Origin of the sequence: Pseudomonas lactucae (assembly GCF_016937615.1) — a bacterium.
Lineage (GTDB): Bacteria > Pseudomonadota > Gammaproteobacteria > Pseudomonadales > Pseudomonadaceae > Aquipseudomonas > Aquipseudomonas lactucae.
In genome coordinates this window covers 1-25,939 of the sequence record NZ_JAFHKI010000118.1, presented here as the reverse complement: position 1 = coordinate 25,939, position 25,939 = coordinate 1, and the positions used below count along the sequence as shown (strand labels likewise).

Below are 25,939 nucleotides of genomic sequence, written 5' to 3'. Positions count from 1 at the left end.
CACCGCCCCTCCCACAGGAGACCGCGGCGTTTAGAACAGTCGGGCGAGCAGGGCGGTGACGGCGGTTTCAACCCGCAGGATGCGTGCGCCGAGCTGCACCGGCTGCAGACCGGCCTTGGTCAGCAGGTCGACTTCGTAGGGAATCCAGCCACCTTCGGGGCCAATAGCCAGCGTGACCGGTTCATCCAGGCCGCGAGGGCAGGGCGGGTAATCGCCGGGGTGACCGATCAGGCCCAGGGTGCCTTGGGTCATCGCCGGCAGGCGGTCTTCGACGAACGGTTTGAAGCGCTTCTCGATGATGATCTCGGGCAGCACCGTGTCCCGTGCCTGTTCCAGGCCAAGGATCAGTTGCTCGCGAACCGCTTCGGGTTCCAGGAATGGGGTTTGCCAGAAGCTTTTTTCGACCCGGTAGCTGTTGACCAGTACCACCTTCGGCACGCCCATGGCCGCCACGGTTTGCAGCACCCGACGCAGCATTTTCGGACGCGGCAGGGCCAGCAGCAGGGTCAGTGGCAGTTTGGCCGGTGGCGGTTGGTCGAAGCTCACTTGCAGCTCGGCTTCGCCGGCTTCCAGGCGCAGCAAGTGTGCGTTGCCCATCAAGCCGCCAATGTGGCCGACGCGCAGGCTGTCGCCCACGCTGGCGCGGTGGACTTCCTGCATATGCACCAGGCGCCGATCACGCAGCACCACGCGGTCGGCCGCGATAAAGTCGGCCTCCTCGAGCAGCAGCAGGTTCACGGCTGGGTCGCTGGCGGCTGGTCGTCGTCGGCGGGTTGGTCATCCGGGTGTTCGCCGCGCTTGCTGATCAGGCTGCTGAACAGGATGCCGATCTCGAACAGCATCCACATCGGCACGGCCAGCAGAGTTTGGGAGAAGATGTCCGGCGGCGTGAGGATCATGCCGACCACGAAGCAGCCGATGATCACATACGGGCGGATTTTCTTCAGGTACGCAACGTTGACCACGCCGATCCACACCAGCAACACCACGGCCACCGGGATCTCGAAGGCCACGCCAAAGGCGAAGAACAGCGTCATCACGAAGTCGAGGTAGCTGGTGATGTCGGTCATCATCTCCACGCCGGCCGGGGTGGCGGCGGCGAAGAACTTGAAGATCAGCGGGAACACCAGGAAGTAGGCGAACGCCATGCCGGTGTAGAACAGCAGGATGCTCGACACCAGCAACGGCACCGCAATGCGCTTCTCGTGCTTGTACAGGCCCGGAGCGATAAAGCCCCAGATCTGATGCAGGATCACCGGGATCGCCAGGAACAGCGAGACCATCATCGTCAGCTTCAACGGCGTGAGGAACGGCGACGATACGTCGGTGGCGATCATCGTCGCGCCGGCCGGCAAATACTGGCGCAGCGGCGTGGAGACGAAGGTGTAGATCTGCTGGGTAAAGGCGAACAGCCCGGCAAAGATGATGAAGATGGCCGCTACGCAACGCAGCAGGCGGGTACGCAGCTCGGTGAGGTGCGAGACCAGCGGCATGTGCTGGTCGTTTTCCGGTTTATCAGCGCTCATGGGGCTCGCGGCGGCAATGTAGGGTCATGGGGCGCGGGCGACGCAACGGGCGTCGGCGCAGGCTCGGTCGGGGTGCCAACGGCAGGCGGGGCTTCGGCAGCCGGTGCGATGCTGTTTTGGGCCACGGGCTCCAGCGGTTTTTCAGGCTCCTGCACGGGCGATAGAATCTTGCGAGCCTCCTGCTCCAACGACAGGATATGTTCGTTGTGCAGTTGCCGGCGGATCTCGTCTGCGCCGATTTCCCGTTCAACTTCCTGTTTGATCGCATTGAAACTGCGTTTCAGGCGCCCGATCCACAGACCGGCGGTACGCGCGGCACCGGGCAGGCGTTCCGGCCCCAGTACCAGCAGGGCCACGAGGCCGACGAGCAGCAGTTCAGAGAAGCTGATACCAAACATTAGTCAGTGCTCACGAGTCTTTGCGGGTCGGCTCTTCGACTTTCTCAGCCTGCACGTCGAAGGTACGACGCTCGGTGATCGGCTGGGTGGCCTGAGGGTGCACAGGCTGGGCCGGCGGTACTGGGTTCGCTGCTGGGTCGGCGGGTTTTTCGTCGTCGTTCATGGCTTTACGAAAGCCCTTGATCGACTCACCCACATCGGTGCCCAGGTTCTTGAGTTTCTTGGTGCCGAACACCAGTACCACCACTACCAGAATGACGATCCAGTGTTTCCAGTCAAAAATGCCCATGCTGCAAATCCTCGATAAAAGTTATTCAAGCGGACGGGCGCGAGGCCTTTTCAGCGTGCCCGGACAAGCCGAAGCGACGGTCCAGTTCATCCAGTACGGCCTGGGGATGCTGCCCCAGTTGGGCGAGCATGACCAGGCTGTGGAACCACAGGTCGGCGGTTTCGTAGATCACATCGCTGCAGTCGCCGCTGATTTGCGCGTCCTTGGCGGCGATGATGGTCTCGATGGATTCTTCGCCAAGCTTTTCCAGAATCTTGTTCAGGCCCTTGTGGTAGAGGCTGGCGACGTAGGAGCTGTCGGCATCCGCGCCTTTGCGCTCTTCCAGCACCTGGGCCACGCGGTTCAGGGTATCGCTCATGGTCAGTGTCCTGCCGAATAAATGGCGTGCGGGTCTTTGAGCACCGGCTCCACGATCTTCCATTCGCCGTTCTCGAACACGCGATAGAAGCAGCTGTGACGACCGGTGTGGCAAGCGATGCCGCCGATCTGTTCGACCATCAGGATCACCACGTCGGCGTCGCAGTCCAGGCGTATCTCATGCAGGGTCTGCACATGCCCGGACTCTTCGCCCTTGCGCCACAGTTTGCCACGCGAACGTGACCAGTAAATGGCGCGCTGCTCAGCGGCAGTGAGGCTCAGGGCCTCGCGGTTCATCCAGGCCATCATCAGCACGCGCCCGGTCTTGTGGTCCTGGGCAATGGCCGGCACCAGGCCGTCACTGTCCCATTTGATTTCGTCCAGCCAGTCTTTCATGTTCGGCTCCGGCAATTTGCGACAGTGTATAACCGGATGGGTTATCGACGCACGATCAGATAAACACCCACGGCGACCATGATGCCAGCCGGCCAGTGACCCAACTGGTTCAACGGCCCGCCAATCGCCAGCATCACGCCGCCCACCAGGTGCGCGGCGCCGAGCAGGCGCAGGAACCAGTCGTCCTTGCGCTTGCGCCACGGCGGCTCGGGGTCCTTGGCGTGGGGCTGGGACATACGTTCAAGCAGGTCGCGGGTCATGTTGGCCAGGTGCGGCAGTTGTTCCATCTGGCTGTGCAGGTTGCCCAGCACGGTCTTGGGGCTCATGCGCTCGCGCATCCAGCGCTCCAGGAACGGCTGCGCGGTGTTCCACAGGTCGAGGTCCGGGTACAACTGACGTCCCAGGCCTTCGATGTTGAGCAGGGTCTTCTGCAACAGCACAAGCTGCGGCTGCACTTCCATATTGAAGCGCCGCGCGGTCTGGAACAGGCGCATCAGCACCTGGCCAAATGAGATATCTTTTAACGGCTTTTCAAAGATCGGCTCGCACACGGTGCGTATCGCCGCTTCGAATTCGTTGAGCTTGGTTTCCGCCGGTACCCAGCCCGAGTCGATGTGCAGTTGCGCCACACGGCGGTAGTCACGCTTGAAGAAGGCGAACAGGTTGCGTGCCAGGTAGTCCTGGTCTTCGGGGGTGAGGCTGCCGACGATGCCGCAGTCGATCGCGATGTACTGCGGGCTCCACGGGTTGACGGTGCTCACGAAGATGTTGCCCGGGTGCATGTCGGCGTGGAAGAAACTGTCGCGGAACACCTGGGTGAAGAAGATCTCCACGCCGCGCTCGGCGAGCATCTTCATGTCAGTGCGCTGGTCGGCCAGGGTTGCGAGGTCGGTGACTTGCACACCGTAGATGCGCTCCATCACCAGTACCTTGGGGCGGCACCAGTCCCAATACACCTGTGGCACGTACAGCAGCGGCGAGCCTTCGAAGTTGCGCTTGAGCTGGCTGGCGTTGGCCGCTTCACGCAGCAGGTCGAGTTCGTCGTAGATGGTTTTTTCGTAGTCGGCGACCACGTCCACCGGGTGCAGCAGGCGCGCATCGGCGCTGAAACGCTCGGCGGCGCGGGCGAGGATGAACAGCCACGCCAGGTCCTGGCCGATAATCGGCTTGAGGCCCGGGCGAATCACTTTCACCACCACTTCTTCGCCGCTCTTGAGCTGCCCGGCATGCACTTGCGCCACCGAGGCCGAGGCCAGCGGCTCGACGTCGAAGCGGCTGAACACTTCGCTGATCGGCTTGCCCAACTGTGCTTCGATCAACGCCATCGACTGCTTGGAATCGAACGGCGGCACGCGGTCCTGCAACAGCATCAGTTCGTCGGCGATGTCTTCCGGGAGCAGGTCGCGGCGCGTCGAGAGGATCTGGCCGAACTTGATAAAAATCGGCCCCAGGTCCTGCAACGCCAGGCGCAGGCGCGCGCCACGGCTCAGCTCCAGCTGTTTACGCGGGAACCAGCGCCACGGCAGCGCGTAGCGTACCGCCAGCAGGAACCACGGCAGGGGCAGGGCGAACAGCAGGTCATCTAGACGGTAGCGGATTACGACGCGCTGGATACGAAACAAACGGCGGACGGCGAGCAGCTTCATGCGTTATCGCTTGGATCAAGGGAACGGCTCAGGCGCTCGAAGCGCGCCTCAAGGCGTTCCAGGTCGATTTTGGCCTTGTCGAGTTCACGAAAGCGCGCTTGCGCTTCCCGCTGCCCGACCAGGGTGCGCGATTCTTCGCTCAGGTATTCGGCGAGGTTCTGGTTGAGGCTGACAAACCCTTGCTGGTACCAGCGCGAGCGGCTGCGCAGGTGCCCGCTGATCAACTGGGTGGCGACGGGGCCGATCCAGCGTGACAGCTCGTATTCCCAATCCAGCTCCAGGTCCTGCAGCACGGCGGCCAGGTCCATCAGCACCGCGCTGTCGCCTTCCAGTTCCACTTCGGCGCTATGCAGGATGGCGGTCTTGTTGCGGCTCAGGGCCAGGTGCAACAGGCTCGATGCCGGCGCGCGCAGGGTGCAGTCGGCGTCGGCGGCCCAATGGCTGGCGAGCAGCAGGCCTTCATCGCTGGGCAGGATGAACAGCTGCAAGGCGGGGCTGGTGCAGTCGACGGCAATGATCTTGCCGTTCAGGTGCGCAAGCCGCGCCAGGGCGGTACTGTCCAGGCGCAGCACACGGTTGAGGCCGTGTTCGACGCTGGCGAGCAGGCCTTGCAGCAGCATCAGGGCTTGATGCCGCGGTGCAGGGCGACGATGCCGGAGGTCATATTGTGGTAGGTCACGCGGTCGAAACCGGCCTCCACCATCATCGACTTCAGGGTTTCCTGGTCGGGGTGCATGCGGATCGATTCGGCCAGGTAGCGGTAGCTCTCGGCATCGTTGGTGATCAGCTTGCCCATCAACGGCATGAACGCGAAGGAGTAGGTGTCGTAGACCTTGGACATCAGCGCGTTGGTCGGCTTGGAGAACTCCAGCACCAACAGGCGGCCACCTGGCTTGAGCACGCGCAGCATCGAGCGGATCGCGTCTTCCTTGTGGGTGACGTTGCGCAGGCCGAAGGCGATGGTCACGCAGTCGAAATGGTTGTCGGGGAACGGCAGCTTTTCCGCGTCGGCCTGCACGAATTCGATATTGCCGGCCACGCCTTTGTCGAGCAGGCGGTCGCGGCCGACCTTGAGCATCGAACCGTTGATGTCCGCCAGCACCACCTGGCCGGTGGGGCCGACGAGCTTGGAGAACTTGGCCGCCAGATCGCCCGTGCCACCGGCGATGTCGAGCACGCGGTTGCCGGTGCGTACGCCCGACAACTCGATGGTGAAGCGCTTCCACAGGCGGTGCATGCCGCCGGAGAGCACGTCGTTCATCAGGTCGTACTTGGCCGCTACGGAGTGGAACACCTCAGCGACTTTTTCCGCCTTTTGGCTTTCCGGGACGTTTTTAAAACCGAAGTGAGTGGTGGGTTCGGCATCGCTGCCTTTGCGCTGATCAGTCATATCGCTGTCACCAAAAGAGAATGCGGGACATGATAATCCCCAGGGCCTGCTTTGTCTTGGCAAGGCTGCAGGTAAGATAGGTGCTTATCGAGACCTTTTGCCGCATCGAAGGTTTCCACGTCCCTTTAAAGAGGAGCCATTGCAATGGCCCGTATTACCGTTGAGCGTGCGCATTCCCTGGGTAAAGAAGGCGCTCGGGCGAAGGCCGACAAGTTGGCGCAAAAACTCAAGGAGCAATATGGCCTTGAACCGTCGTGGTCCGGCGATACCTTGAACCTCAAGCGCTCCGGGGTTAAAGGCACGGTATCGGTTGCCGATGATTCGCTGCGTATCGATGTGGAACTGGGCCTGTTGATGTCGGCCATGAGTGGCACCATCAAGTCTGAAATCGAGAAGGCACTGGACAAGGCATTGGCGTGAACCGAATGTCGTTAGGGTGCCGATTCTAATTTTTAACCCTACTTTGTGCCCAAGCCCTCAATTCCTGCGGGCCGTTCCTCCAGCCTATCCTGCATGAGGTGCACCATGGCCAACGTTATTTTGAAGAAAAAAATCGACGCTCAAACCACTGCCCTGAGTGACGTTAAACGCTATGCCCGCAAGATCTGGCTGGCCGGTCTGGGTGCCTATGCCAAGGTCGGCAGTGAGGGCGGCGAGTACTTCAGAGAGCTGGTTAAGAGCGGTCAACATGTTGAAAGCAAAGGTAAAAAAGTTGCCACTGAACAACTGGATGCCGCCAACAGTCAGATTGACCAAGTAAAGAGTAATGTCTCCAACGTCAAAGGTCTGGTAGAAGTTCAACTGGATAAAGTTGAAAAAGCTTTTGACACGCGTGTTGCAAGTGCCTTGAATCGAATCGGCATTGCGTCTAAACATGACGTGGAGACACTCTCTGCTAAGCTCGAAGAGCTGACGGCATTGCTCGAACGTGTCGCGCGCAAACACTAAGGAGACATCGGGATGGCTGTTAAAAAGACTACTCAGAAAGAAAGCAGCTCGTGGGTCGGGGAAGTTGAAAAATATTCCCGAAAGATCTGGCTGGCTGGTTTAGGCGTGTATTCGAAGGTGAGCAGTGACGGCGGTAAATACTTCGAGACGTTGGTCAAGGACGGCGAGAAGGCCGAGAAGTTGACCAAAAGCACCGTCGGTAAAAAAGTTGAAGCGGCCAAGGCCACTGCCGGTTCCGCCAAGTCGAGCATTTCTGACACGTGGGGCAAGTTGGAAGAAACTTTCGACAAGCGCCTCAACAGTGCCATTTCGCGATTGGGCGTGCCCAGCAAAGCTGAATTGAAAACGCTGCACAGCAAGGTCGATACCCTGACCAAGCAAATCGAAAAACTCACCGGCGCCAAAGTGGCTCCGGCGAAAACCGCGGCAGCCAAGCCTGTCGCTAAAACCGCAGCGGCTAAACCTGCCGCGAAAACTGCCGCCAAGCCGCTGGCAAAGGCTGCCGCCAAGCCCGCTGCCAAGGCACCGGCTAAAGCTGCTGCCAAACCGGCCCTGAAAACCGCAGCCGCCAAACCCGTGGCCGCCAAGGCAGCCGCCAAACCAACGGCTAAACCGGCAGCCAAGGCGAGCGCTAAACCTGCGGCCAAGCCTGCGACTAAAACGCAGCGGCCAAACCTGCGGCTAAGCCAGCAGCTGCAAAACCAGCTGCAAAACCCGCCGCTGCGAAGAAGCCAGTAGCAGCAAAAAAACCGGCTGCCGCCAAGCCTGCCGCAGTGGCCAAACCTGCCACCTCGGCTCCCACCACGTCCAGCGCCAACTCGGTGTCCGCGCCGACGCCCGCCACTGCTACTTCGACGGCAACGCCGGCAACCCCGACGCCATCCAGTCAGTCCTGATTTTTCGGGATTTAAAAGAACGCCCGACCTGCACAGGTCGGGCTTTTTTTCGCGTCCGGTATTTTCGGGCCGCGCTAGCTGAGCGCTCAGTTGTAAGTGATCGAAACCGTAGCCGTGCTGGCAAGTGTGCCCTGGGCGACCGCCTTGGTTTTGAAGTAGGCAGCGCCCAATGGCAAGATCGCGCGACTGCTGGAAACGGCGATCGTACGTGTGTTGTTGGTGCCGTTGGCACGGATGGTTTCCTCCACACCGCCAATGCGTGAATACAGCCATAGAGCTATGCCCTCGGCCGTCCCGGTATTGGCGAAGCGCCAGGTGCTTATCGGGTCAGGTGTGCCCGTGAATTGAAAGATCACGTTGCGCAGATCCGATTCGCACTCGGCTGAGATCTCGAAATCAAATGCGCCGGCGATCAGGGTTGAATCGAAATCCGACACCTTGACGGCCGGCAATGTGATGCTGCGGTTCACGTCTCCGGCGGCCAGGTTGCAAGTGCCCGCGTTGATCTGGCCGACAAATTTCAGACTGCCGGTTGTGGCAGCCTGAGTGTTAGGAGCATCCAGTGCCGCCGTGATTGCCAGCAATAGGATCGGTAGGGTTCGAATGTTCATCAAGTGGACCTCAGGGTTTTAGTTATAAGTAATATTGACCGTAGCGGTACTGGCCAGCGTGCCCGCGCGCACTGTGTTGGTCTTGAAGTACGCGGCTCCCAGCGGCAGCACTGCGCGATCGTTGTACACCGCAAGGGTGCGAGCACTGTCAGTACCGTCGGCGCGCAGGGTCTGGATCGTCCCGCCAATTCGCGAATACAGCCACAACGCTATGCCCCCGGCACTGCCGGTATTGGCGAAGCGCCAGACGTCGCCTGTGGCAGGGGTGCCGGAAAAACGGAAGCTGACGTTGGAGGCATCGCGGCAATGAGCGGTCAGCTCGAAGTTGAGCGCGCCTGCGGAGGGTGTGTTGGCGAGCGCGCTGGCTGGGATGGTGGGCAGCGTGATGGTGCGGTTGACGTCACCGGTTGCCAGGTCGCAGGTGGCTGCGGGGTCGACAAAGCGTATCGAGTTATTGAGCTGCTTCAGAATGCGCCCCCGGCTCCCATCCAGCATCGAGTCTTGAAGACTGCCGCCATGCAGTGTGCCGGTGGTGACGGGGCCGGTTTTGAAAAACTCTGCCCGCAACGTTGTAATCAAGTGGGTATAGGTGCTGTTTGAGGGCCAGTTTCGACTGCCATTTCGCAATGACACGCTGTAGGCAGGCTCATAGTTGTCGCTTTGTATGATCCTCATGCCGATGCCGGGCACATTAGTGTGAAAAATCTCTCCGCCGGGTGCAGACATACTGGACGAAAATCGTCCGGTCCAGACCTGATACATGCCCGTATTGCATCTGAAAACGATGTGTGGAAAAGGACCGTTAAAGGCCTGGCTGGTAATCAGTCCACCCACGGGCAGGGATTTAGATACGGTAATCGTGGCGGGAAAAGAGACGCCATATTGGACATTGGGATAGGCACTGCATAGCGCCTGAGCGGTGATCGGCAGGCTCATGGCAAAGCTGGCCGTAATCGCCGGTAACAGCGGCTGCGTTCGAATGCTCATCAACTAGGCCTCCGGGTTTTAGTTGTAAGTGATATTGACCGTGGCGGTACTGGCCAGTGTGCCCGCGCGTACCGTGCCGTTCTTGAAGTACGCGGCGCCCAATGGCAACACCGCGCGATTATTGGACACCGCAACCGTGCGAGCGCTGTCGCTGCCGTTGGCCCGCAGGGTCTGGTTCACCCCGCCGATGCGTGAGTACAACCAAAGGGCAATGCCGTCGGCGGTACCGGTATTGGCAAAGCGCCAGGCGTCCCCCACCGCCGGTGTGCCGGCGAAGCTGAAGGTGACGTTGGATGCATCGCTGCAATTGGCGGTCAGTTCAAAGTTGTGCGCGCCTGCGGAGGTCGCGTTTGCCAGAGCGCTGGCTTGGATGGCTGGCAGTGTGATGGTGCGGTTGACGTCGCCGGCAGCCAGGTCACAGGTGGCGGAGGGCCGCACAAAGCGTACCGAGTTACCAAGCAGCAGGGTGAAACGCTCTGGGCGGTTATGGCTGTCGATGGCGTCCACTCGAATGCTTCCAGCCGGTACCACGCCGTCCGTTACCGGCCCGATTTTGTAAAACTTCAACTCGGCTGCGATGAAACTGGGGGTTGTTCCGTAGAGGGGTGCTTGCTGATTCCTCATTGCAAAAAAATTGGTTACCCCCCTGGCATCCGTGAGACGAAGGCGCACACCAACACCTGGAACCTCGGTGCGATAGATCAGCGTGCCCGGTTGGGTTGTCTGGTAGCGTCCGGTAATCGTCCTCTGTGCCCCGGTGGTGCAGTTCATGAAAAACGCCGGAGCCGTTCCGCTGAACGAGCGACCGATGATTTCGCTGTTTACCGCCAGGCTGTCCGGCACGATGACCGTGCTGGGCAGGGTGAGGGTGAGCGTGGCGTTCTGATACTGGTCACAGGCCGCCTGAGCTGTCATGGATAAGCAGAGCGCCGTCAGTGCCGAGGCGAGTTTTATGAGGTGTTTCATCTTCTAGTCCGCAACTGAGCGGGCTTTCCTCAGTTATAGGTGATTGAAACGGTGACAGCACTGGCCAGGGTGCCCTGGGTGATCGCTGCGCCGGTTTTGTGGTAAGCCGCTTTGAGAGGGATCACGGCCTTTTTGTTGCTGGTCGCGATTGTGCGGCTGCGTTGGGCGGCAGTGCCGTTGGCGGGGATGGCATACTCCGGAGACGAGCGGTGTACCAGCCAAAGGGCCGTGCCGGCCGACGTCCCGGTGTTGGAAAACAGCACGGGGTTGCCGGTGGAGGCGGTGCCGGCGAACAGGAAAATCACGTTGCGAAGATCCGATTCGCAGTCGGCGGTGACTTCGAAATTGAGCGCGCCCGCGTCGGGGCTCGCATCGAAGTCCGAAATCTTGACGGTCGGCAATGTGATGGTGCGGTTCACGTCGCCGGCGGCCAGGTTGCAGGTGCCCGCATTCACTTGACCGGTGAACTTCAAGGTGCCGGTGGTGGCGGCCTGGGTGTAAGTGGCGGCGAGTGCCGCAGGGAATGCCAGTAACAGGGGTAGCGTTCGAATGTTCATCGAAGAGTCCTCAGGGTTTCAGTTGTAGGTAATGTTGACGGTGGCGGTACTGGCGAGCGTGCCTTGGCTGACCGTACCGACTCTGAAATACGCGGCACCCAACGGCAGCACCGCGCGGTTATTGGAGACTGCGACGGTGCGAGCGTTGTCGGTGCCGTTGGCGCGGATGGTCTGGTTGACCCCGCCAATACGTGAATACAGCCACAGGGCGGTGCCGCCGGCCGTACCGGTATTGGCGAAGCGCCACGAATCGTTCGGGGCGGGTGTGCCGGTAAAACGGAAGGTGACGCTGGAGGCATTGTTGCAGTTGGCGGTCAGATCGAAGTTGAACGCGCCCGCAGAGATGACGTCGGTCAGATCGCTGACTTTGACGGTGGGCAGCGTAATAGTGCGGTTGACGTCGCCGGTGGCCAGGTCGCAGGTGGGGATCTGATTGACGAAGCGGATTGAGTTGTCGAGCAGCATCTGGATGCGCCCTGGGTTCCAGCTTTCATCACGAAGAGACCCGCTGGGCACTATGCCGTCCGTGACGGGGCCGGTCTTGTAAAAGTCGGCCCGCAACCCGGTGAAGTCATAGTAAAGCTTGTCATAGACTGTCAAAGTCCTGGTCGCTAGCGACACGTCCCTTTGTGACCCACCGACCACATTTGCCTTCACCCGCATGGCGATACCGGGAACGTTGGTGTTATGAACATATCCCACGCCCGGCAAGACGTACTCGCTCCCATATCTGCCGTAGATCGGTATTACGGTCCCACTAATGCAGCCTATGGTGAAAATCGGAAATGTTCCCCCAAACTGCTGGCTCGCAATCAGGCCTCCCACGGGTAGGGAAGGAGGCACGACGATGGTTGTTGGAAATGTGACGCTGTTGGATAAATTTGGCGTTGGACTGCACGCCGCCTGAACGTCGACTGACAAGCCAAACGCCAACAGCGTCAACATGAACAGGGTGGATCGCTTCATTCGTTACTCCGCAAGCAGTGTTTTTATTTGAATACTGCGGCCGCTGATGCCTGGCCTCGTTGTGTAAACCGTTCATTTGGACGTATCGGGTCTTGCGCGCGACGGCACCGCCTGCCCTGGATCGGCAGCGTTGCTCGTACACATCCCGACATCCAACTGAAGCAACCGCTTGGCGCTCTCCGTCGATTGCGGCTCGCCCACGTCATAACTCAAGCGACACGTAGCGTCGGCCTGCGCGCCCCACTTCACCGTCAATTGCCCCTGCTCGCGCGACACTCGCACAAACGCTTTGCCTCCCTGGCCGACAATCCCGACACTGGCGCCGTTTTCATCGAACACATCCGACCCAAACGGCAGCGGGCTACCGTCTTCGCGCAGAGCGGTGATCAACAAGGCCTGACCACTGACGGTCTCGAATTGCAGCTTCACCACCGAACCGGCGCGTGGGGCCACGTTTTGCGCTGCGCTCTTGAGTTCCACGTCGACAGAGAGGTCTTTGGGGTCCAGCTCGACCACGTTCTGGCGGTATGGGGTCAGGTGCGGCACCACGGCATAGCCGCTTTTGCCGACTTGGGCGCTGTGGTTGCCATTGATCCGCGCGCCCTGAGCGTCGGGCGCCTGGACGATGCCGAGGGTATCGCCCAGTTCCGGGGCCAGGGTCACGCCACCGGCGTGGGCAACGAGGCCGCCGGTCATGCCGAAGGATGTCGAGCGGTAAGCGTTGCTCTGGCCGTAACTGGCCGACAGCACACCATAACCGGCCTGGTATTTCACATCGGCACTGGTTGCGTTACCGCTGCCCTGATTGCGGCTGGTATCCACGCCGTAGCTGAACTCGTTGCGCTCACCCAGGGTGCCGCCCAGGCTCACACGTTCGCCGCTGCTCTGGTTGCCGCGAAAGGCTGTGGTGGTCAGGGTTGGTGAGCGCGGTGCGCTGCCCAGGGGCAGGCTTAGGGTCAGGTCGATTTGTTTGTCGACGCGGCCGCTGAGCAAATCATGGGTACGCTGCGCGCTGACGGTGTAGTGCATACCTTTCCAGGCCGCGGTGTACCCGGCGGTGAACGTCAGGTTGCCGTTTTTGCGGTTCCAGTAGTTTTGCGAGGACCCCGTGAGGTAGGCCGAACCGTTGCCCAGGCTTTGGTTGAGGCTGATGTCCATGCGGTCGCGCAGGCGTGACACGTTGTCCACGCTACGCCCGTCGATGGCCAGGTCACGAACGCGCGCGGCGTCGGCCACGCTCAGGAAGCCTTCGGTGGAGTAACGGTAGGCACCGAGGGCAAAGTGGGTGCCGGTGTCGGTGAAGTTCTTGCTGTAGCGCACCTGCACGCTTTGCCCGTCGCGGGAGCCGTGGCCCGGCAAACGTGCGTTCGACTGGGTCAGGTCAAACGACAGCGCGCCCAACGGCGTGTTGAACGCCGCGCCCAGCAGCTGCGAGTTGTAGTCCTGGCCCACGACGACGCCGGTGTAGCCAGTCAGCAGGTTGCTGAGTCCGTGCTGATACGTCGCCTGCATCAGTGTGGGTGGGTGGCGCAGGCCGATTTCATCCAACTGGCCGACGTTCAGTGCGTAGCGGCTGTTGCCGGGGCGCAGCAGGTTGGCGTTGGCGGCGAACGGCACGATGAACTCGCGCTGGCGCCCGTCGGCCTCGGTCACGGTGACGTTCAGGTCGCCGCCGTACCCGGTGGGAAACAGGTCTTCGAGCACAAACGGGCCTGGCGGCACCGACACCTCATCCAGCAGCACGCCGCGTTGGCGCACCGTCACTCGGGCGTTGGTCTCGGCGATACCACGCACCACGGGTGCAAACCCGGTCTGGGAGTCGGGCAACATCCGGTCATCTCTGAACAGGCTGGCCCCGCGCAGGCGCACACTGTCGAACAGCTCGCCACCGGTGTAGATCTCACCCGCCATCAGCTGGGATTTGAGTGCGCTCAATTCACGTTGCACGTAGGTCGAACTGCCTTGATAGCCCGCGGTGGTATCGGCTTGGCTGTAGCTGCCGTTGTGGCGCCAGTGCCAATCGCCCAGGTTGAGCCCGGCATTGAGGCCCAGGTAATGCGAGCTGAGCGAGCGACCGCTGGTGCGGGTGTTGAAGGTATTGGCGTTATAGCGCACGAAGGCGGCATCGACGCCGCCGTCCCAGTGGCGTGGGTCGACGTAGCCGCGCGCCTTGCGCGTCAGGAAGAGCTGCGGAATCTGCAGGTCCAGGCGGTTCTCGCCGTTATCGAACTGGCTGCCGGCACCTGGCAGATAGGTGGCAATATCGGCGCAGCTGGCGAAAGGTAATGCCGGGGTGGTGTCGGCTTCGATGGCGCGTCGTTCGACCGCGTCCAGGTCGACGCCGAACCTGAGCAACGCCTCGCGTTCCAGGCACAGTTGCGCGGAGTCCTGGCCGTCGACCGCGATGAAAGCCAGGCTTTCGCGACCGATCCACTGGCCATTGAGGTACACCTCGGCACGGTAACTGCCGGGCAGCACAATGTTGCCGCGACTGAACTTTGAAACATCGACTTGCAGGCCGCCCGGGCCATCAGGAAAGAAGGCAGGGTTGAACTCGACGTTCTCGGCAGACTGGGCACCCGCGACGTGCGCACCGCCCAGGAGCAACAGGCAGCGTGTCGTCAACGTCAGGCGACCACGTATCAGGGACCAGTTTCTTGCGCTGGCGAGCGTGTTCGGACTCATGTTTAGCCGTTTCCAAATAAGTATTGTCCGAATGCGGGCAAAGAGGGGCCCTGCCTCGATAGAGAGGCATCAATCGAACGGGTGTAAGGCAGTGATTGACTCGGCCCGCCGGCGTGGTGGTGTACCGGTCGGGTGTCGTAACGTTAGGGCGGGTGGCCGCGCATCCGAACGTTCATGACGAGACCTTCGCGCTGTGGACAACCTTGAGACCGAAGTCGTCGAGTGTCTGGAACTCCACGGTCATTGCGCGGCTGAGCGGCGATTTGAGGCTGGGCAGCTCAAAACGGTTGCGGCTGCCAGGCATCACCATGTTGTCGCCGCCGTCCTTGCGCGTATGGCGCTGCCCGGCATCCACCACGTCTATTTGCTCGAAGGTCACGTGGTAAGGCGTGGGGTTATAGACTTCCAACGCCTGGCCCTGCTCGGTGACGATGCGACGCCATTGCAGTTTTGCCGGCGCGTCCTCGACGGCATACGGCAGGTTGGGTGGGCGGAAAAACAGCTTGATCCGCGAGCGAAAGGCGAGCTGCAGTTGGTTGCGCGTCTGGGCCCCTTCCGATTGTGAAGGCACTTCCAGTACGTTGAACCAGAACAGGCTTTCTTGCGTCGACGGCAAGGTATCGCCCGTATAGGCCAGGCGCACCACCTGTTGTTTGCCTGGTTCCATACGAAATATCGGCGGTGTCGCGATAAAAGGGATTCCCCCCAGATCCGGCGTGGAGTGCTCGTTGCCGTCGTCCAGCCAGGCCTGGATCAGCACCGGCGCCTGATTCTTGCTTTCCAGGCGCACAGTCACTTCCTTGTCGTTTTGCGGGTAGATGATCCGGGTGCCGCTGATGACGACGCTTGCCTGTACGGAGGCGGTGGCGAACAGCGCAAACGTCAATGCAATGAGCTTGGCGGGCAGATGTGAAATCAAGGTTGCGTTCATGAAGTGGCTCATCGTGCGTCCGAAAAGGGCAGGTCAACCGAATGGCGCACGCGGGCACCGAAGTCGCTGACGGTGGTGAACTCGACTTTGGCCGTGCGGTTCGGACGATCGCGCAGCAGGGGCAACGCAAAGCGTTTGATGTCGCCGGCCGGCATCAACAGGCTGTCGTTGGCCGCCGTGTTCGGCGCCTTGCTGAAGCGTTTGCCGTTGCTGACCAGATCAACCGATGTCAGGGAGATGTGGTAGGGCGTGGGGTTGGTCGCTTGCAGGGCAAACCCTTGGTTGTGGGCCACCAGTTTCCATTGCACTTTCGCCGGCGCGCTGCTGACCGTGTAGGGCAGGTTTTGCGGGCGTAGATAGACACGCAGGCGGGTTCGAAAGGCTAATTCGAGCTGGTTGTTTTGGGCTGCATCGGCTGAGCGCGGGGGCACTTCCAGCACATTCAGCCAGTACAGGCTTTCGCGGTCGGTGGGCGAGGGTTCGCCGGTATGGCGCAGGCGCACCGCCTGTTGCTGATTCGGCTCGATGCGAAAGATCGGCGGTGACAGGGTAAACGGGGTTTGCGCGGTCGCCGGTGTCGAGTCCAGGTTGCCCGTATCCAGCCAGGTCTGGACCAGGGCAGGGCGGTCGCCTTTATTCTCCAGGCGCACGACCACTTCCTGCTGTTCAGCGGGGTAGATCACACGTGTGCCGTAGATGATCACGCCGGCTTGGGCGGGCAGCGCGTACAGCAGTAACAACCCAAGGGCGCGGGTAGCGAAAGCGAGGCAGGCCATACTCTTCATCGTCTTAAGTGTTCTTCGAATCCGGGAGAGGGACCTGCACGCAAGGTGCAGGTCTTTTGCAGGCGGAGTCCGCCAGTGCGGGCCATCGCTCCCTTTAGTCGGTGTACTCGACCATGAAACCGACACGGGTTTTCACCGCACCTTCGGTGGAGGCTCCACTGGCATACATTTGCGCTGCCAGCGGGATGACCGCCTGGTTGTCGGCGATCACCACGCCTTCGGATTTTTCGGTGTAGACGTTGATCGGCGAGCCATCGCGGTTAGTCACTTCAACCTGGACGTTCTTAGCGTTGGTGGTGTCGTCCGGGTCATCGTAGCCGTCGATGTTCAAGCGGCCGGTGGCCACATCAATGGCCGCACTGGTGGGGTCGAACGCAACCATCGCGGTACGGCCGTTGCTGCAGCTGCCCTCGCCCGGCCCACCAATACGAATGGTGAAACCGGTCAGGTTGGCACGATCGCCGGGCTTGGCCAGGCGCGCGGCAGAAACGCCGCCCAGGTTGACGTTCTTGACCACAGAGCCCGACCCCGGCGGCGAGCCTTCAATGGTGCAGGTCACGTCGTTGACCTGGCCGCTGAAGTTGATGGTGCCGTCGGGTGCGGCGTAGGTCAGTTGTGAAACACCGGCGGTCAGTACAACAGCGGCCGCTACGGCAGAGAGGGCGTTGATTTTCATAGTGTTCCTTATCGTGAGTTGGCGTTGCCCGCTGCAAGTTAAGCGCTGCACTTGTTATCGGTTGAGAAATCCAAATCCGGCGGGCGACGTAATGTGTTCCTAAACGACAAGGCTGCCTATAGATAAATAGCCATTTTTGGCTCGTGATTGTTCGAAAAAAAGCTCGATTCGATCAATGATTTTTAAAAGTAATTGTATTGTGTTTTTCTTGTAAGGCGATCCTGTAGGAATACTCTGAAAGAGTCGTTTGATGTTTTTCTGTGTTGATCCCCGTGTGTGGCTGAGATATACCGTGCTCGTGGCAACTACGGATTGATTGGAATGTGCGGCACTCACTTATGCAGGTTTCCTGATGCTTACTTCACATGCCACCCGCTACACCGTCATGTTGTTGGATAACCATGAAATGGTGCGTCAGGGTATTGAGTTGGGCCTGAGCAAGGAGGCGGATATCGAAGTGATCGGCTCCTTCGGTAGCGGCAGGGAGTTGCTTGAGACGCTGTCCAGGCACCCGGCGGATGTGGTGGTGATGGACTTTGTGCTGGGAGCCGCGGATATCGACGGCCTCAGCCTGATCCAGGCGTTGAATCGACGTTTCAAACAATGTCGACCGATCGTTGTGTGTTCGCACTACACCCCTGCGATTGTTTCACTGGCATTGAAGGCAGGCAGTTGGGGGGTGTTGGGAAAGAATGAGAAGTTAAGTGAGTTGATTACGGCTATTCGTACGGCCGGGCAAGGCAGAATTTACCTGCAATCGTGTATGTTGTCGGTATTGCAGGGTGCGCAATCGGCATGTGATGTAAAGAATTTAAAGTCAAAACTTGATGTTTCCAGCCCGCTACCCTTAAGTGCGTGTCTGACGCCCAAAGAACGGGAAGTGTTGCGCTGTTTTCTGGATGGTATGTCGGTGAGTTCAATTGCGGAAAAATTTTCACGCAGTACGAGCACGATCAGTACCCAAAAACAATCGGCTTATCGAAAGTTGGGTATAAAGACCGACAGTGAACTTTTCAAGTTTACGCAGCACTTTAATGGTGTGAGGTAAATAAGGTTTACATTATTGGCAACTATCAATCCGGACGTTCGAGATAACGCAACGCCAATCGTTCGGTGGCTTGCCGCGCCGGTAATAACAGATGCGGGGCCACCAGCATCATGATCTGGTAGATCACCACCCGCACCTCGGCTTCGCGATTAAGAATGCGTTGGTAATCCAGGGAAAACAGCAGGGTCAGGGTGATCTGTTCCACCAGTTGCCCCAATGCCTGGGTATCACTGACCAACTGCCCCGCCGCCTTCAGCCGTGCCAGCAATGACGCCAGGGTGCGCTTGAGCGCCGTGAGCAGGTTGCGAATGCCCTTGGCCAGCTTGGGCAGGCGGCCCGCCAGGTTCGACAGGTCCTGGAACAGGAACCGGTAATGGGCCATGCGCTCAACGATCAGGTGCAGGAACAGCCAGTAATCCTGGGCCTGCAGTTGCGCATCCGCCGGTGGGTCGAGCAGCGGCGCCAGCTCGCTTTGAAAGCGCTCGAACAGCCCGAGTACCAGTGGCTCCTTGCCATGGAAGTGGTAATAGAGGTTGCCTGGGCTGATCCCCATTTCATTGGCCACCTCCATGGTCGACACGTTCGGCTCGCCCTTGTGGTTGAACAACTGCAGGGCACATTCAAGGATACGGTCGCGGGTCTTCATCCAGTCTTCTTAGTGTGATCGCTGAGCTCAGCGCACGCGCACGTAAGTGCCCGGCGCCGCTTCCAGCGGTGGGTAATTCTGGTTGCCCAGGGCGGTGAGGGTTTCGCGTTGCGTGCCCGAGCGCTGCTGGATCCACTCCAGCCACTGCGGCCACCAACTGCCCTCGACGTGGTTGGCGTCGTAGTACCAGGCGCGCGGGTCGCTGCTCAGCCTGGGGTTCTCGACGTAGTTGGCCTTGGGGTTGCCCGGTGGGTTGAGGATGCTCTGGATATGCCCGCTGTTGGACAGCACGAAGCGCCGGTCACCGCCAAGCAATTGCGTGGAGCGGTACACCGCGTCCCATGGCGTGATGTGGTCATTGATCCCGGCCACGCTGAAACTGTCCACCGTGACCTTCTGCAAGTCGATGGGCGTGCCGCACACTTCCAGGCCGCCGGGATGGCTCAGCGGGTTGTGCTTGAAGAAGTCCAGCAGGTCGCCGTGCAACGCGGCGGGCAGGCGCGTGTTGTCGTTGTTCCAGTACAGGATGTCGAAGGCCGGCGGTTCCTTGCCCAGCAGGTAATTGTTGATCCAGTAATTCCAGATCAGGTCGTTGGGGCGCATCCAGGCAAACACCTTGGCCATGTCGCGGCCGTCCAGCACGCCTTGCTGGTAGGAGCGGCGCTTGGCGGCCTCCAGGGTCTGTTCATCTGCGAACAGCATGGCGGGGCCGTCGATCTGGCTGTCGAGCAGGCTCACCAGGTAGCTGGCGCTGGAGATGCGGCGCAGCTGGCGCTTGGCTTGCAAATGGCCTTGCAGGGCGGCGATGGTCAGGCCCCCGGCGCAGGCGCCCATCAGGTTGACTTCGCGAGCGCCGGTGATGGCCCGACACACGTTGAGCGCTTCCTCCAGCGCCGCGACATAGGTGGACAGGCCCCATTCGCGATGGCGCACGTCCGGGTTGCGCCAGCTGACCATAAAGGTCTGCAGGCCGTTCTTCAGGGCGTACTGCACAAAGCTGTTGGCCGGGCTCAGGTCGAAAATGTAGTACTTGTTGATCTGCGGCGGCACGATCAGCAGCGGCCTGGCGTACTGTTTTTCGCTCATGGGCTTGTATTGGATCAGCTCCAGCAACTCGTTGCGAAACACCACCGAGCCGGGCGTGGTGGCGACGGTCTTGCCGACTTCGAACGCGTGCTTGCTCACCTGGCGCGGCAGGCCGTTGTTGTGCAGCAGGTCTTCGAACAGGTTGCTCACGCCGCGCACCACGCTGTTGCCGCCGGAGTTGAGCAGTTCCTTGACGGCCAACGGGTTGAGCAAGGTGTTGGACGGCGAAACCGCGTCGTTGAACAGCGCGAACGCAAAGTGCGCTCGGGCGCGGTCGTCGTCGCTCAGGCTGCTGTCGTCGATCCAGTGGCGGGTTTGTTTCTGCCAGCTCAAATAGGCTTGCAGGCTGCGCCGGTAGAACGGGTTGAGCGCCCAGGTCGGGTCGACGAAACGGCTGTCGCGGGGGTTGGGTTCATGCAACGTTTCCCCGAGCAGCGCGCGACCCAGCTGGCCGCCCAGGGCCAGCGCGTGACGGGCGGTGTGTACCGGGTTGCGCAGGCCGTGAGCGGCAACGCTGCGCAGCGTGGACAGCAAATCCCGGCCGCGCAGGCCGGTGATCGCGTTTTGCGCATTGATGAACGCGGCGGGGGCGGGCGCCGGGTTTGTCACGGGTCTTTCTCGCATGAGCCAACACTCCTTCGTCAAGCCATCAACAGGCACGCCAATTCAGAACCATAGTCGGTTCCTGGCAAGTTGCGCGGCGGTGTGGTCCTTACACCGCGGGTCTTGGGTGAATCACTGCGCGCAGACGCTCCTCCTCCAGAAATTTCATGATGATCGGCGCGACGGCCTCGGCCCGGGTGATCAGGAACAGGTGGCCGTCATCGATGATGTGCAACTGTGCGTTGGGAATGCGCCAGGCGAGCATGCGCATATTGACCAGCGGGATCAGCGGGTCATCGTCCCCGGCCAGCACCAGGGTCGGTTGGCGGATCTTGTGCAGCCAGTGGATGCTGGTCCAGCCCAGCCCGGCGAACAGTTGCCAGTAATAGCCGAGCTTGCCGGCCGAGCGCACTTTGCTGGCGTGCTCGGCGGCCAATTTTGAATCGCGGCGGAACGAGCCGCCATAGATCATCGGCGCGATGCGCACCACGTGGGACGGCTGGATGTAGCGGCGGGGGCTGGCCATCAGCCACAAGACTTTCGGTTTGCCCGGCACCATGAATGCACCGGCTGCCGTGGCCGCCAGGATCAATTTCTTGCAACGCTCGGGGTAGTCATAGGCAAATTGCTGGGCCAGCGCTCCGCCCCAGGACACACCCACGGCATTCACTTGGCCGTAGTCCAGGTAGTCGAGCATGCGCGCGGTAAGCTTGGCGAGGCCCGGAAAGCGGTAGGGCCGGTTGGGTGTGGACGAACCGCCCACGCCCGGCACATCGAAGGCGATCACTTCCAGGTCCGGGTCCAGGGCCTGGACGAACGGAAACACCAACTCAAGGTTGGCGCCGATGCCGTTGAAAATCAGCAGCGGCGTCAAGTGAGGCTTGCCCGGGCGTACCGCCGTGCGGATGGTCTGGCCATCCAGGTCGATGGTACGAAAGATGAACGGTTGCGGCATGCTCAAGCCCTGTGAGATGTGACGGTTGGAATGCAGGCCAAATGTGGGAGGGGCTTGCCCCCGATTGCAATTGATCAGCCAATGGATCAGCTGACTGACACACTGCTATCGGGGGCAAGCCCCCTCCCACACTTGACCCCATTTCAATCTAGCGTTCGTGTACGTAAGTTCCTGGGGCTGCTTCCGCTGCTGCGTAGGTTTTATTGCCTAATGACGTCGGTGCCTTCTTCAGTTTCCCCGCCCGCTCCGCCTGCCACGCTTGCCAGTGCAGCCACCACGAATCGGTGTGCTTGGTCGCATTCTCCTGCCATTCAAGCGGCTTGCCCGCCAGACCGTCGCTGGTCTGGTAGCGCGCCTTGGGGTTGCCCGGCGGATTGAGGATGCTCTGGATATGCCCGCTGCTGGACAACACAAACTCCACTTTGCCGCCAAACAGTTGCGCCGACTTGTAGCACGACTGCCAGGGTGTGATGTGGTCGTTGGTGCCGGCCAGTGAATAGATATCGGCAGTCACCTGCTTGAGGTCGATGGGCGTGCCGCACACCTCAAGGGCGTTGGGCCGTACCAGTGGGTTGTTCTTGAACAGTTCGATCAGGTCGCCGTGGAACGCCGCCGGCAAGCGCGTGGTGTCGTTGTTCCAGAAGAGAATGTCGAACACCGGCGGCTCGTTGCCCAGCAGGTAGTTGTTGACCCAATAGTTCCAGATCAGGTCATTGGGGCGCATCCAGGCGAACACCTTGGCCATGTCGCGACCCTCCAGCACGCCGGCCTGGTAGGAATGGCGCTTGGCCGCCTCCAGGGTCTGTTCGTCAACGAACAGTGCCACCTGGGTGTCCAGCGTGGTGTCCAGCACACTCACCAGCAAGGTCAGGGCGTTGACCTTCTTTTCGCCCAGCGCCGCATAGTGGCCGAGCAGGGCGGTACAGGTGATGCCGCCGGAGCAGGCGCCGAGCATGTTGATGTCTTTGCTGCCGGTGATCGCCGTGACCACATCCACGGCTTCCTTGAGCGCTTCGATATAGGTCGACAGGCCCCACTCGCGCTGGGCCTTGGTCGGGTTGCGCCAGCTGACGATAAAGGTCTGCTGGCCATTGCGCAGGCAGAAGCGCGCCAGGCTCTTATCCGGGCTCAGGTCGAAGACATAGAATTTATTGATCTGCGGCGGCACCACTAACAAGGGGCGCTCGTGCACCTGTTCGGTGATCGGCTTGTACTGGATCAGCTCCAGCACGTCATTGCGAAACACCACGGCGCCCTCGGTGGTGCCCAGGGACTTGCCCACTTCAAAGGCGCCCATGTTGACCTGGCTCGGCATGCCGCCGTTGTGCACCATGTCCTTGGCCAGGTGCGACAGGCCGTCGAGCAGGCTCTTGCCGCCGGTTTCGAAGAAGCGTTTGACCGCCGCCGGGTTGGCTGCGCTGTTGGTGGGGGCCATGGCTTCGGTCATCAGGTTGATCACGAAGTGGCCGCGGCTGATGTCCTGTGCGGACAGGTTACTGTCGCCGATCCAGTCGTGCAGTTCCTTGCGCCACGCCAGGTAGGTTTGCAGATAGCGCTTGTAGAGCGGGTTCTGGCTCCAGGCCGGGTCATGGAAGCGACGATCGTCGCTCTCTGGCGCCAGCGCGGATTTGCCGAACATCACATTCTTCAGCTCGACGCCAAAATGCGCGACGTGTTTGACGCTGTGCAACGGTTGCTTGATGGCTTGGGTCAGCACCATCTTCGCCGAGGCGAGTAAATCCTTTTTGCGTAACGCGATGATCGGGTTCAGCCCCAGGGTGTTTTCCGAGGCCTGGCGTTTCAAGTCATCGTTGTTCTTGTTACTCATCTACGACGCTCCATTGTCCGGAAGACGAGTACCGGCTGGCGCTGCGCACCCAGTTTCGATACACAACACACGCCAGGTACTGCGACTCGGGTGACCGTTGATACCGCATCGTCAAATGCAGGGAACTTGCCAGCTCCATTGGTTACCCGAGTTTAATTTTTTTCGCAAGCGGGCCAATCGTTGACCACGCGACAGGGCATTCAAACAGATGGAATTAGAAAATGCCCTCTAAAGCGCAAGAGGCCTGGGCTAGAGCATCAGCCGCACGACCGATTCACTCGGGTCGCGGGTTTTGCCGGCCGCCTTGAGTTCGGCAAGATAATCGGCCCACAGCGCGTCCTGACGCACGGCCAATTGGTAGAGGTAGTCCCAGGTGAACAGACCGCTGTCGTGCCCGTCGTCGAAGGTCAATTTCAGTGCGTACTGACCGGCCGGTTCTACCTGGGTCAACTTAACGTTGAGCTTGCCGAATTGCAGGATCGGTTTGCCGTGGCCCTGGACCTCGGCGGAGGGGGAGTGCACGCGCAGGAATTCGGCGGGCAGTTGGTAGGTTTCATCGGGCCCGTAGGTCAGGCCGAGGGTGTTGGAGGTTTTGTGCAAATTAACAGCGGTGGGGAATTTTGGCATTGAGAGACACCTTGGGCTGCAAGCTACAAGCCGCAAGTTGAGTGTGTTCAGCTTGCGGCTTGTAGCTTACAGCTTGCGGCTTACAGGATATACCGCGACAAGTCTTCGTTCTGCGCCAATTCGCCCAAGTGGCTGTTGACGTAATCCGCATCGATCTTGATCGCTTCGCCATTCTGCGCACCGGCCATGTCGCCGGCGCTGAAGGACACTTCCTCAAGCAGGCGCTCAAGCAGCGTGTGCAGGCGACGGGCGCCGATGTTCTCGGTCTTCTCGTTGACCTGCCAGGCGATTTCCGCCAGGCGCTTGATGCCGTCGGCCTGAAACTCGATGCCCAGCCCTTCGGTTTTCAGCAGCTCGCGGTATTGCTCGGTGAGCGACGCGTGCGGTTCGCTGAGGATGCGTTCGAAGTCGCCCGGGGTCAGTGCCTTGAGTTCCACGCGAATCGGCAGGCGGCCCTGCAGCTCGGGCACCAGGTCGCTGGGTTTGCTCAGGTGGAACGCACCGGAGGCGATGAACAGGATATGGTCGGTCTTGACCATGCCCAGCTTGGTGTTCACGGTGCAGCCTTCGATCAGCGGCAACAGGTCACGCTGCACACCTTCGCGGGACACATCGACGCCACCGGAGTTACCGCGCTTGGCCACCTTGTCGATCTCGTCGATAAACACGATGCCATGTTGCTCGACCGCTTCCAGGGCCTTGGCCTTGAGTTCTTCCTCGTTGACCAGGCGCCCGGCTTCTTCATCACGCACCAGCTTGAGCGCCTCTTTCACCTTGAGCTTGCGGCTTTTCTTCTTGCCCTTGCCCATGTTGGCGAACAGGTTCTGCAGCTGGCTGGTCATTTCTTCCATGCCGGGCGGCGCGGAGATGTCCACGCCAGACACTTCGGCGACTTCGATCTCGATTTCCTTGTCATCCAACTGGCCTTCACGCAGGCGCTTGCGGAACAGCTGGCGGGTGTTGGAGTCCGACGACGGCGCGGCGTCTTCGTTAAAGCCCATGCGTGCCGGTGGCAGCAGCGCGTCGAGGATGCGTTCCTCGGCGGCGTCTTCGGCGCGGTGGCTGACCTTGGTCACTTCCTGTTCGCGCAGCATCTTCAGGGCGGCGTCGGCCAGGTCGCGGATGATAGACTCGACGTCACGACCCACGTAGCCGACTTCGGTGAACTTGGTCGCTTCGACCTTGATGAACGGGGCATTGGCCAGTTTGGCCAGGCGCCGGGCGATCTCGGTTTTACCGACACCGGTCGGGCCGATCATCAGGATGTTCTTGGGCGTTACTTCAACGCGCAGTTCTTCGGGCAGTTGCATCCGGCGCCAGCGGTTACGCAGGGCGATGGCAACGGCGCGCTTGGCATCGTCCTGGCCGATGATATGGCGGTTGAGTTCGTGGACGATTTCGCGGGGAGTCATGGACATAGTGTTTGGCGGCCTCAAGCGGGAATAAGCCTACGGCTTATTCGGCGAGGTCCTGCTCCTCAATGGTCTGGTTGTGGTTGGTAAACACGCAGATATCGCCGGCGATACCCAGGGCGGTCTCGACGATTTCACGGGCCGAGAGGTCGGTTTTCTTCAACAACGCGCTGGCCGCCGCTTGGGCGTAGCCACCGCCGGACCCCATGGCGATCAGGCCATGTTCAGGCTCAACCACATCGCCATTGCCGGTGATGATCAAGGACGCATCTTTATTGGCCACGGCCAGCATGGCTTCCAGGCGGCTGAGGGAGCGGTCGGTGCGCCATTCCTTGGCGAGTTCGACAGCGGCGCGCACGAGGTGGCCCTGGTGTTTCTCAAGCTGGCCTTCGAAACGCTCGAAGAGGGTGAAGGCGTCGGCGGTGGCGCCTGCGAAGCCGGCGAGTACCTGGCCGTGGTACAGGCGACGTACTTTTTTCGCGTTGCCTTTCATCACGGTATTACCCAGGGAAACCTGGCCGTCGCCGCCCATGACGACTTTGCCGTGGCGACGTACTGAAACGATGGTGGTCAAGGGGAGAGTCTCCACGCAGCGGGGCGAAAATGCCCTGATGGAAACTCATATGGGGGTGGCGGGGGTGATTTCAAGCGCAGGGGGTTATGGCGGACGAGTGGTGTTTATCGGTCCGACACCTATTTAAGAACACCACAAAACCAAATGTGG

Annotated in this window: 28 protein-coding genes and 1 pseudogene; 4 read left to right on the top strand and 25 right to left on the bottom strand. The window is 60.6% G+C overall.

Features of this window, described 5'->3' with window-relative positions:
- Positions 1-30: 30 nt before the first annotated feature.
- Genes JWR98_RS21150 through ubiE form a run of 9 tightly spaced genes read right to left on the bottom strand, consistent with a single transcriptional unit; the run spans position 31 to position 6,002 of the window.
- On the bottom strand, positions 31-738 hold the full coding sequence (locus JWR98_RS21150; RefSeq protein ID WP_078731196.1) for a 16S rRNA (uracil(1498)-N(3))-methyltransferase: 708 nt from the start codon (positions 736-738) through the stop codon (positions 31-33).
- On the bottom strand, positions 735-1,526 hold the full coding sequence (gene tatC, locus JWR98_RS21145) for a twin-arginine translocase subunit TatC (protein WP_078731197.1): 792 nt from the start codon (positions 1,524-1,526) through the stop codon (positions 735-737). The genes JWR98_RS21150 and tatC overlap by 4 nt, the downstream gene beginning before the upstream one ends.
- Positions 1,523-1,924, bottom strand: a complete 402-nt coding sequence (gene tatB / locus JWR98_RS21140; RefSeq protein WP_078731198.1) for a Sec-independent protein translocase protein TatB — start codon at positions 1,922-1,924, stop codon at positions 1,523-1,525. Before tatB ends, tatC begins: the two co-directional genes overlap by 4 nt.
- Before the next feature lie 10 nt (positions 1,925-1,934).
- Positions 1,935-2,213 (bottom strand): twin-arginine translocase TatA/TatE family subunit, encoded by a 279-nt coding sequence (locus tag JWR98_RS21135; RefSeq protein WP_003171180.1) that lies wholly within the window; start codon positions 2,211-2,213, stop codon positions 1,935-1,937.
- A 25-nt stretch (positions 2,214-2,238) separates the two neighbouring features.
- A complete protein-coding gene (locus JWR98_RS21130) occupies positions 2,239-2,571 on the bottom strand; it encodes a phosphoribosyl-ATP diphosphatase (protein ID WP_078731199.1) in 333 nt (110 codons plus the stop codon).
- A 2-nt stretch (positions 2,572-2,573) separates the two neighbouring features.
- Entirely contained in the window at positions 2,574-2,966 is a 393-nt protein-coding gene (hisI, locus tag JWR98_RS21125) for a phosphoribosyl-AMP cyclohydrolase (RefSeq protein WP_003171182.1), read from the bottom strand.
- Positions 2,967-3,007: 41 nt separating this feature from the next.
- Positions 3,008-4,612, bottom strand: a complete 1,605-nt coding sequence (ubiB, locus tag JWR98_RS21120; RefSeq protein ID WP_078731200.1) for a ubiquinone biosynthesis regulatory protein kinase UbiB — start codon at positions 4,610-4,612, stop codon at positions 3,008-3,010.
- The gene (locus tag JWR98_RS21115; protein WP_078731201.1) at positions 4,609-5,232 is read right to left on the bottom strand and encodes a ubiquinone biosynthesis accessory factor UbiJ; all 624 of its coding nucleotides are present in this window, start codon (positions 5,230-5,232) and stop codon (positions 4,609-4,611) included. Before JWR98_RS21115 ends, ubiB begins: the two co-directional genes overlap by 4 nt.
- Positions 5,232-6,002, bottom strand: coding sequence for a bifunctional demethylmenaquinone methyltransferase/2-methoxy-6-polyprenyl-1,4-benzoquinol methylase UbiE (gene ubiE / locus JWR98_RS21110; RefSeq protein ID WP_003171186.1), 771 nt, complete (start codon positions 6,000-6,002; stop codon positions 5,232-5,234). Before ubiE ends, JWR98_RS21115 begins: the two co-directional genes overlap by 1 nt.
- A gap of 144 nt (positions 6,003-6,146) precedes the next feature.
- Between ubiE and JWR98_RS21105 the strand changes: the two genes are divergently transcribed.
- The 3 genes and pseudogenes from JWR98_RS21105 to JWR98_RS21095 all read left to right on the top strand — a co-directional run bounded on the left by JWR98_RS21105 (position 6,147) and on the right by JWR98_RS21095 (position 7,846).
- Positions 6,147-6,422: a polyhydroxyalkanoic acid system family protein gene (locus JWR98_RS21105; RefSeq protein WP_078731202.1), complete on the top strand. Its 276-nt coding sequence runs from the start codon at positions 6,147-6,149 to the stop codon at positions 6,420-6,422.
- Positions 6,423-6,527: 105 nt separating this feature from the next.
- The gene (locus JWR98_RS21100) at positions 6,528-6,950 is read left to right on the top strand and encodes a phasin family protein (protein ID WP_078731203.1); all 423 of its coding nucleotides are present in this window, start codon (positions 6,528-6,530) and stop codon (positions 6,948-6,950) included.
- Between the two features lie 12 nt (positions 6,951-6,962).
- Positions 6,963-7,846: pseudogene (locus JWR98_RS21095) on the top strand (phasin family protein).
- An 86-nt stretch (positions 7,847-7,932) separates the two neighbouring features.
- On the opposite strand, the gene JWR98_RS21090 reads toward JWR98_RS21095, so the two are convergent.
- From JWR98_RS21090 to JWR98_RS21050, 9 genes are all read right to left on the bottom strand, one after another.
- Positions 7,933-8,457 (bottom strand): fimbrial protein, encoded by a 525-nt coding sequence (locus JWR98_RS21090; protein ID WP_078731205.1) that lies wholly within the window; start codon positions 8,455-8,457, stop codon positions 7,933-7,935.
- An 18-nt stretch (positions 8,458-8,475) separates the two neighbouring features.
- Complete coding sequence (locus tag JWR98_RS21085) at positions 8,476-9,444, bottom strand: fimbrial protein (protein ID WP_225908808.1); 969 nt, start codon at positions 9,442-9,444, stop codon at positions 8,476-8,478.
- An 18-nt stretch (positions 9,445-9,462) separates the two neighbouring features.
- The gene (locus tag JWR98_RS21080) at positions 9,463-10,410 is read right to left on the bottom strand and encodes a fimbrial protein (RefSeq protein ID WP_078731206.1); all 948 of its coding nucleotides are present in this window, start codon (positions 10,408-10,410) and stop codon (positions 9,463-9,465) included.
- Between the two features lie 29 nt (positions 10,411-10,439).
- Positions 10,440-10,967 (bottom strand): fimbrial protein, encoded by a 528-nt coding sequence (locus tag JWR98_RS21075; RefSeq protein WP_205491110.1) that lies wholly within the window; start codon positions 10,965-10,967, stop codon positions 10,440-10,442.
- Between the two features lie 18 nt (positions 10,968-10,985).
- Positions 10,986-11,933: a fimbrial protein gene (locus JWR98_RS21070; RefSeq protein ID WP_078731208.1), complete on the bottom strand. Its 948-nt coding sequence runs from the start codon at positions 11,931-11,933 to the stop codon at positions 10,986-10,988.
- Between the two features lie 72 nt (positions 11,934-12,005).
- Positions 12,006-14,618 carry a fimbria/pilus outer membrane usher protein gene (locus tag JWR98_RS21065; protein WP_205491108.1) on the bottom strand — a complete coding sequence of 871 codons (2,613 nt, stop codon included), beginning with the start codon at positions 14,616-14,618 and terminating at the stop codon, positions 12,006-12,008.
- A 172-nt stretch (positions 14,619-14,790) separates the two neighbouring features.
- Positions 14,791-15,549, bottom strand: coding sequence for a fimbrial biogenesis chaperone (locus tag JWR98_RS21060; protein ID WP_078731210.1), 759 nt, complete (start codon positions 15,547-15,549; stop codon positions 14,791-14,793).
- 8 nt (positions 15,550-15,557) lie between these two features.
- Positions 15,558-16,334 carry a fimbrial biogenesis chaperone gene (locus JWR98_RS21055; RefSeq protein WP_205491106.1) on the bottom strand — a complete coding sequence of 259 codons (777 nt, stop codon included), beginning with the start codon at positions 16,332-16,334 and terminating at the stop codon, positions 15,558-15,560.
- Between the two features lie 94 nt (positions 16,335-16,428).
- On the bottom strand, positions 16,429-17,010 hold the full coding sequence (locus JWR98_RS21050; RefSeq protein ID WP_078731212.1) for a fimbrial protein: 582 nt from the start codon (positions 17,008-17,010) through the stop codon (positions 16,429-16,431).
- 352 nt (positions 17,011-17,362) lie between these two features.
- Here JWR98_RS21050 and JWR98_RS21045 point away from each other — a divergent pair, with 352 nt between their 5' ends.
- Entirely contained in the window at positions 17,363-18,058 is a 696-nt protein-coding gene (locus JWR98_RS21045; protein WP_225908807.1) for a response regulator transcription factor, read from the top strand.
- A gap of 25 nt (positions 18,059-18,083) precedes the next feature.
- On the opposite strand, the gene JWR98_RS21040 is transcribed toward JWR98_RS21045, so the two are convergent.
- The 7 genes from JWR98_RS21040 to hslV form a co-directional block, all read right to left on the bottom strand.
- A complete protein-coding gene (locus tag JWR98_RS21040) occupies positions 18,084-18,704 on the bottom strand; it encodes a TetR/AcrR family transcriptional regulator (RefSeq protein ID WP_078731213.1) in 621 nt (206 codons plus the stop codon).
- A gap of 27 nt (positions 18,705-18,731) precedes the next feature.
- Positions 18,732-20,414, bottom strand: coding sequence for a class II poly(R)-hydroxyalkanoic acid synthase (phaC, locus tag JWR98_RS21035; protein WP_078731214.1), 1,683 nt, complete (start codon positions 20,412-20,414; stop codon positions 18,732-18,734).
- 88 nt (positions 20,415-20,502) lie between these two features.
- Positions 20,503-21,348 carry a poly(3-hydroxyalkanoate) depolymerase gene (gene phaZ, locus JWR98_RS21030; protein ID WP_003171205.1) on the bottom strand — a complete coding sequence of 282 codons (846 nt, stop codon included), beginning with the start codon at positions 21,346-21,348 and terminating at the stop codon, positions 20,503-20,505.
- Between the two features lie 148 nt (positions 21,349-21,496).
- Entirely contained in the window at positions 21,497-23,176 is a 1,680-nt protein-coding gene (gene phaC / locus JWR98_RS21025) for a class II poly(R)-hydroxyalkanoic acid synthase (protein ID WP_078731215.1), read from the bottom strand.
- A gap of 249 nt (positions 23,177-23,425) precedes the next feature.
- Positions 23,426-23,803 carry a gamma-butyrobetaine hydroxylase family protein gene (locus JWR98_RS21020; protein ID WP_078731216.1) on the bottom strand — a complete coding sequence of 126 codons (378 nt, stop codon included), beginning with the start codon at positions 23,801-23,803 and terminating at the stop codon, positions 23,426-23,428.
- An 80-nt stretch (positions 23,804-23,883) separates the two neighbouring features.
- A complete protein-coding gene (gene hslU, locus JWR98_RS21015) occupies positions 23,884-25,221 on the bottom strand; it encodes an ATP-dependent protease ATPase subunit HslU (RefSeq protein ID WP_003171208.1) in 1,338 nt (445 codons plus the stop codon).
- Positions 25,222-25,258: 37 nt separating this feature from the next.
- Positions 25,259-25,789 (bottom strand): ATP-dependent protease subunit HslV, encoded by a 531-nt coding sequence (gene hslV / locus JWR98_RS21010; RefSeq protein WP_003171209.1) that lies wholly within the window; start codon positions 25,787-25,789, stop codon positions 25,259-25,261.
- Positions 25,790-25,939 lie beyond the last annotated feature (150 nt).

What these genes read in the sequence shown, in the direction of transcription:
- JWR98_RS21040 (WP_078731213.1), bottom strand. Translation starts at nt 18,704, where the DNA reads ATGAAGACCCGCGACCGTATCCTTGAATGTGCCCTGCAGTTGTTCAAC.
- phaC (WP_078731215.1), bottom strand. Translation starts at nt 23,176, where the DNA reads ATGAGTAACAAGAACAACGATGACTTGAAACGCCAGGCCTCGGAAAAC.
- tatC (WP_078731197.1), bottom strand. Translation starts at nt 1,526, where the DNA reads ATGAGCGCTGATAAACCGGAAAACGACCAGCACATGCCGCTGGTCTCG.
- JWR98_RS21135 (WP_003171180.1), bottom strand. Translation starts at nt 2,213, where the DNA reads ATGGGCATTTTTGACTGGAAACACTGGATCGTCATTCTGGTAGTGGTG.
- JWR98_RS21065 (WP_205491108.1), bottom strand. Translation starts at nt 14,618, where the DNA reads ATGAGTCCGAACACGCTCGCCAGCGCAAGAAACTGGTCCCTGATACGT.
- tatB (WP_078731198.1), bottom strand. Translation starts at nt 1,924, where the DNA reads ATGTTTGGTATCAGCTTCTCTGAACTGCTGCTCGTCGGCCTCGTGGCC.
- JWR98_RS21045 (WP_225908807.1), top strand. Translation starts at nt 17,363, where the DNA reads ATGCTTACTTCACATGCCACCCGCTACACCGTCATGTTGTTGGATAAC.
- JWR98_RS21055 (WP_205491106.1), bottom strand. Translation starts at nt 16,334, where the DNA reads ATGAAGAGTATGGCCTGCCTCGCTTTCGCTACCCGCGCCCTTGGGTTG.
- JWR98_RS21080 (WP_078731206.1), bottom strand. Translation starts at nt 10,410, where the DNA reads ATGAAACACCTCATAAAACTCGCCTCGGCACTGACGGCGCTCTGCTTA.
- JWR98_RS21100 (WP_078731203.1), top strand. Translation starts at nt 6,528, where the DNA reads ATGGCCAACGTTATTTTGAAGAAAAAAATCGACGCTCAAACCACTGCC.
- ubiB (WP_078731200.1), bottom strand. Translation starts at nt 4,612, where the DNA reads ATGAAGCTGCTCGCCGTCCGCCGTTTGTTTCGTATCCAGCGCGTCGTA.
- JWR98_RS21090 (WP_078731205.1), bottom strand. Translation starts at nt 8,457, where the DNA reads ATGAACATTCGAACCCTACCGATCCTATTGCTGGCAATCACGGCGGCA.
- phaC (WP_078731214.1), bottom strand. Translation starts at nt 20,414, where the DNA reads ATGCGAGAAAGACCCGTGACAAACCCGGCGCCCGCCCCCGCCGCGTTC.
- JWR98_RS21130 (WP_078731199.1), bottom strand. Translation starts at nt 2,571, where the DNA reads ATGAGCGATACCCTGAACCGCGTGGCCCAGGTGCTGGAAGAGCGCAAA.
- ubiE (WP_003171186.1), bottom strand. Translation starts at nt 6,002, where the DNA reads ATGACTGATCAGCGCAAAGGCAGCGATGCCGAACCCACCACTCACTTC.
- phaZ (WP_003171205.1), bottom strand. Translation starts at nt 21,348, where the DNA reads ATGCCGCAACCGTTCATCTTTCGTACCATCGACCTGGATGGCCAGACC.
- JWR98_RS21085 (WP_225908808.1), bottom strand. Translation starts at nt 9,444, where the DNA reads ATGAGCATTCGAACGCAGCCGCTGTTACCGGCGATTACGGCCAGCTTT.
- JWR98_RS21105 (WP_078731202.1), top strand. Translation starts at nt 6,147, where the DNA reads ATGGCCCGTATTACCGTTGAGCGTGCGCATTCCCTGGGTAAAGAAGGC.
- hslU (WP_003171208.1), bottom strand. Translation starts at nt 25,221, where the DNA reads ATGTCCATGACTCCCCGCGAAATCGTCCACGAACTCAACCGCCATATC.
- JWR98_RS21060 (WP_078731210.1), bottom strand. Translation starts at nt 15,549, where the DNA reads ATGAACGCAACCTTGATTTCACATCTGCCCGCCAAGCTCATTGCATTG.
- JWR98_RS21115 (WP_078731201.1), bottom strand. Translation starts at nt 5,232, where the DNA reads ATGCTGCTGCAAGGCCTGCTCGCCAGCGTCGAACACGGCCTCAACCGT.
- JWR98_RS21070 (WP_078731208.1), bottom strand. Translation starts at nt 11,933, where the DNA reads ATGAAGCGATCCACCCTGTTCATGTTGACGCTGTTGGCGTTTGGCTTG.
- hisI (WP_003171182.1), bottom strand. Translation starts at nt 2,966, where the DNA reads ATGAAAGACTGGCTGGACGAAATCAAATGGGACAGTGACGGCCTGGTG.
- JWR98_RS21020 (WP_078731216.1), bottom strand. Translation starts at nt 23,803, where the DNA reads ATGCCAAAATTCCCCACCGCTGTTAATTTGCACAAAACCTCCAACACC.
- JWR98_RS21050 (WP_078731212.1), bottom strand. Translation starts at nt 17,010, where the DNA reads ATGAAAATCAACGCCCTCTCTGCCGTAGCGGCCGCTGTTGTACTGACC.
- JWR98_RS21075 (WP_205491110.1), bottom strand. Translation starts at nt 10,967, where the DNA reads ATGAACATTCGAACGCTACCCCTGTTACTGGCATTCCCTGCGGCACTC.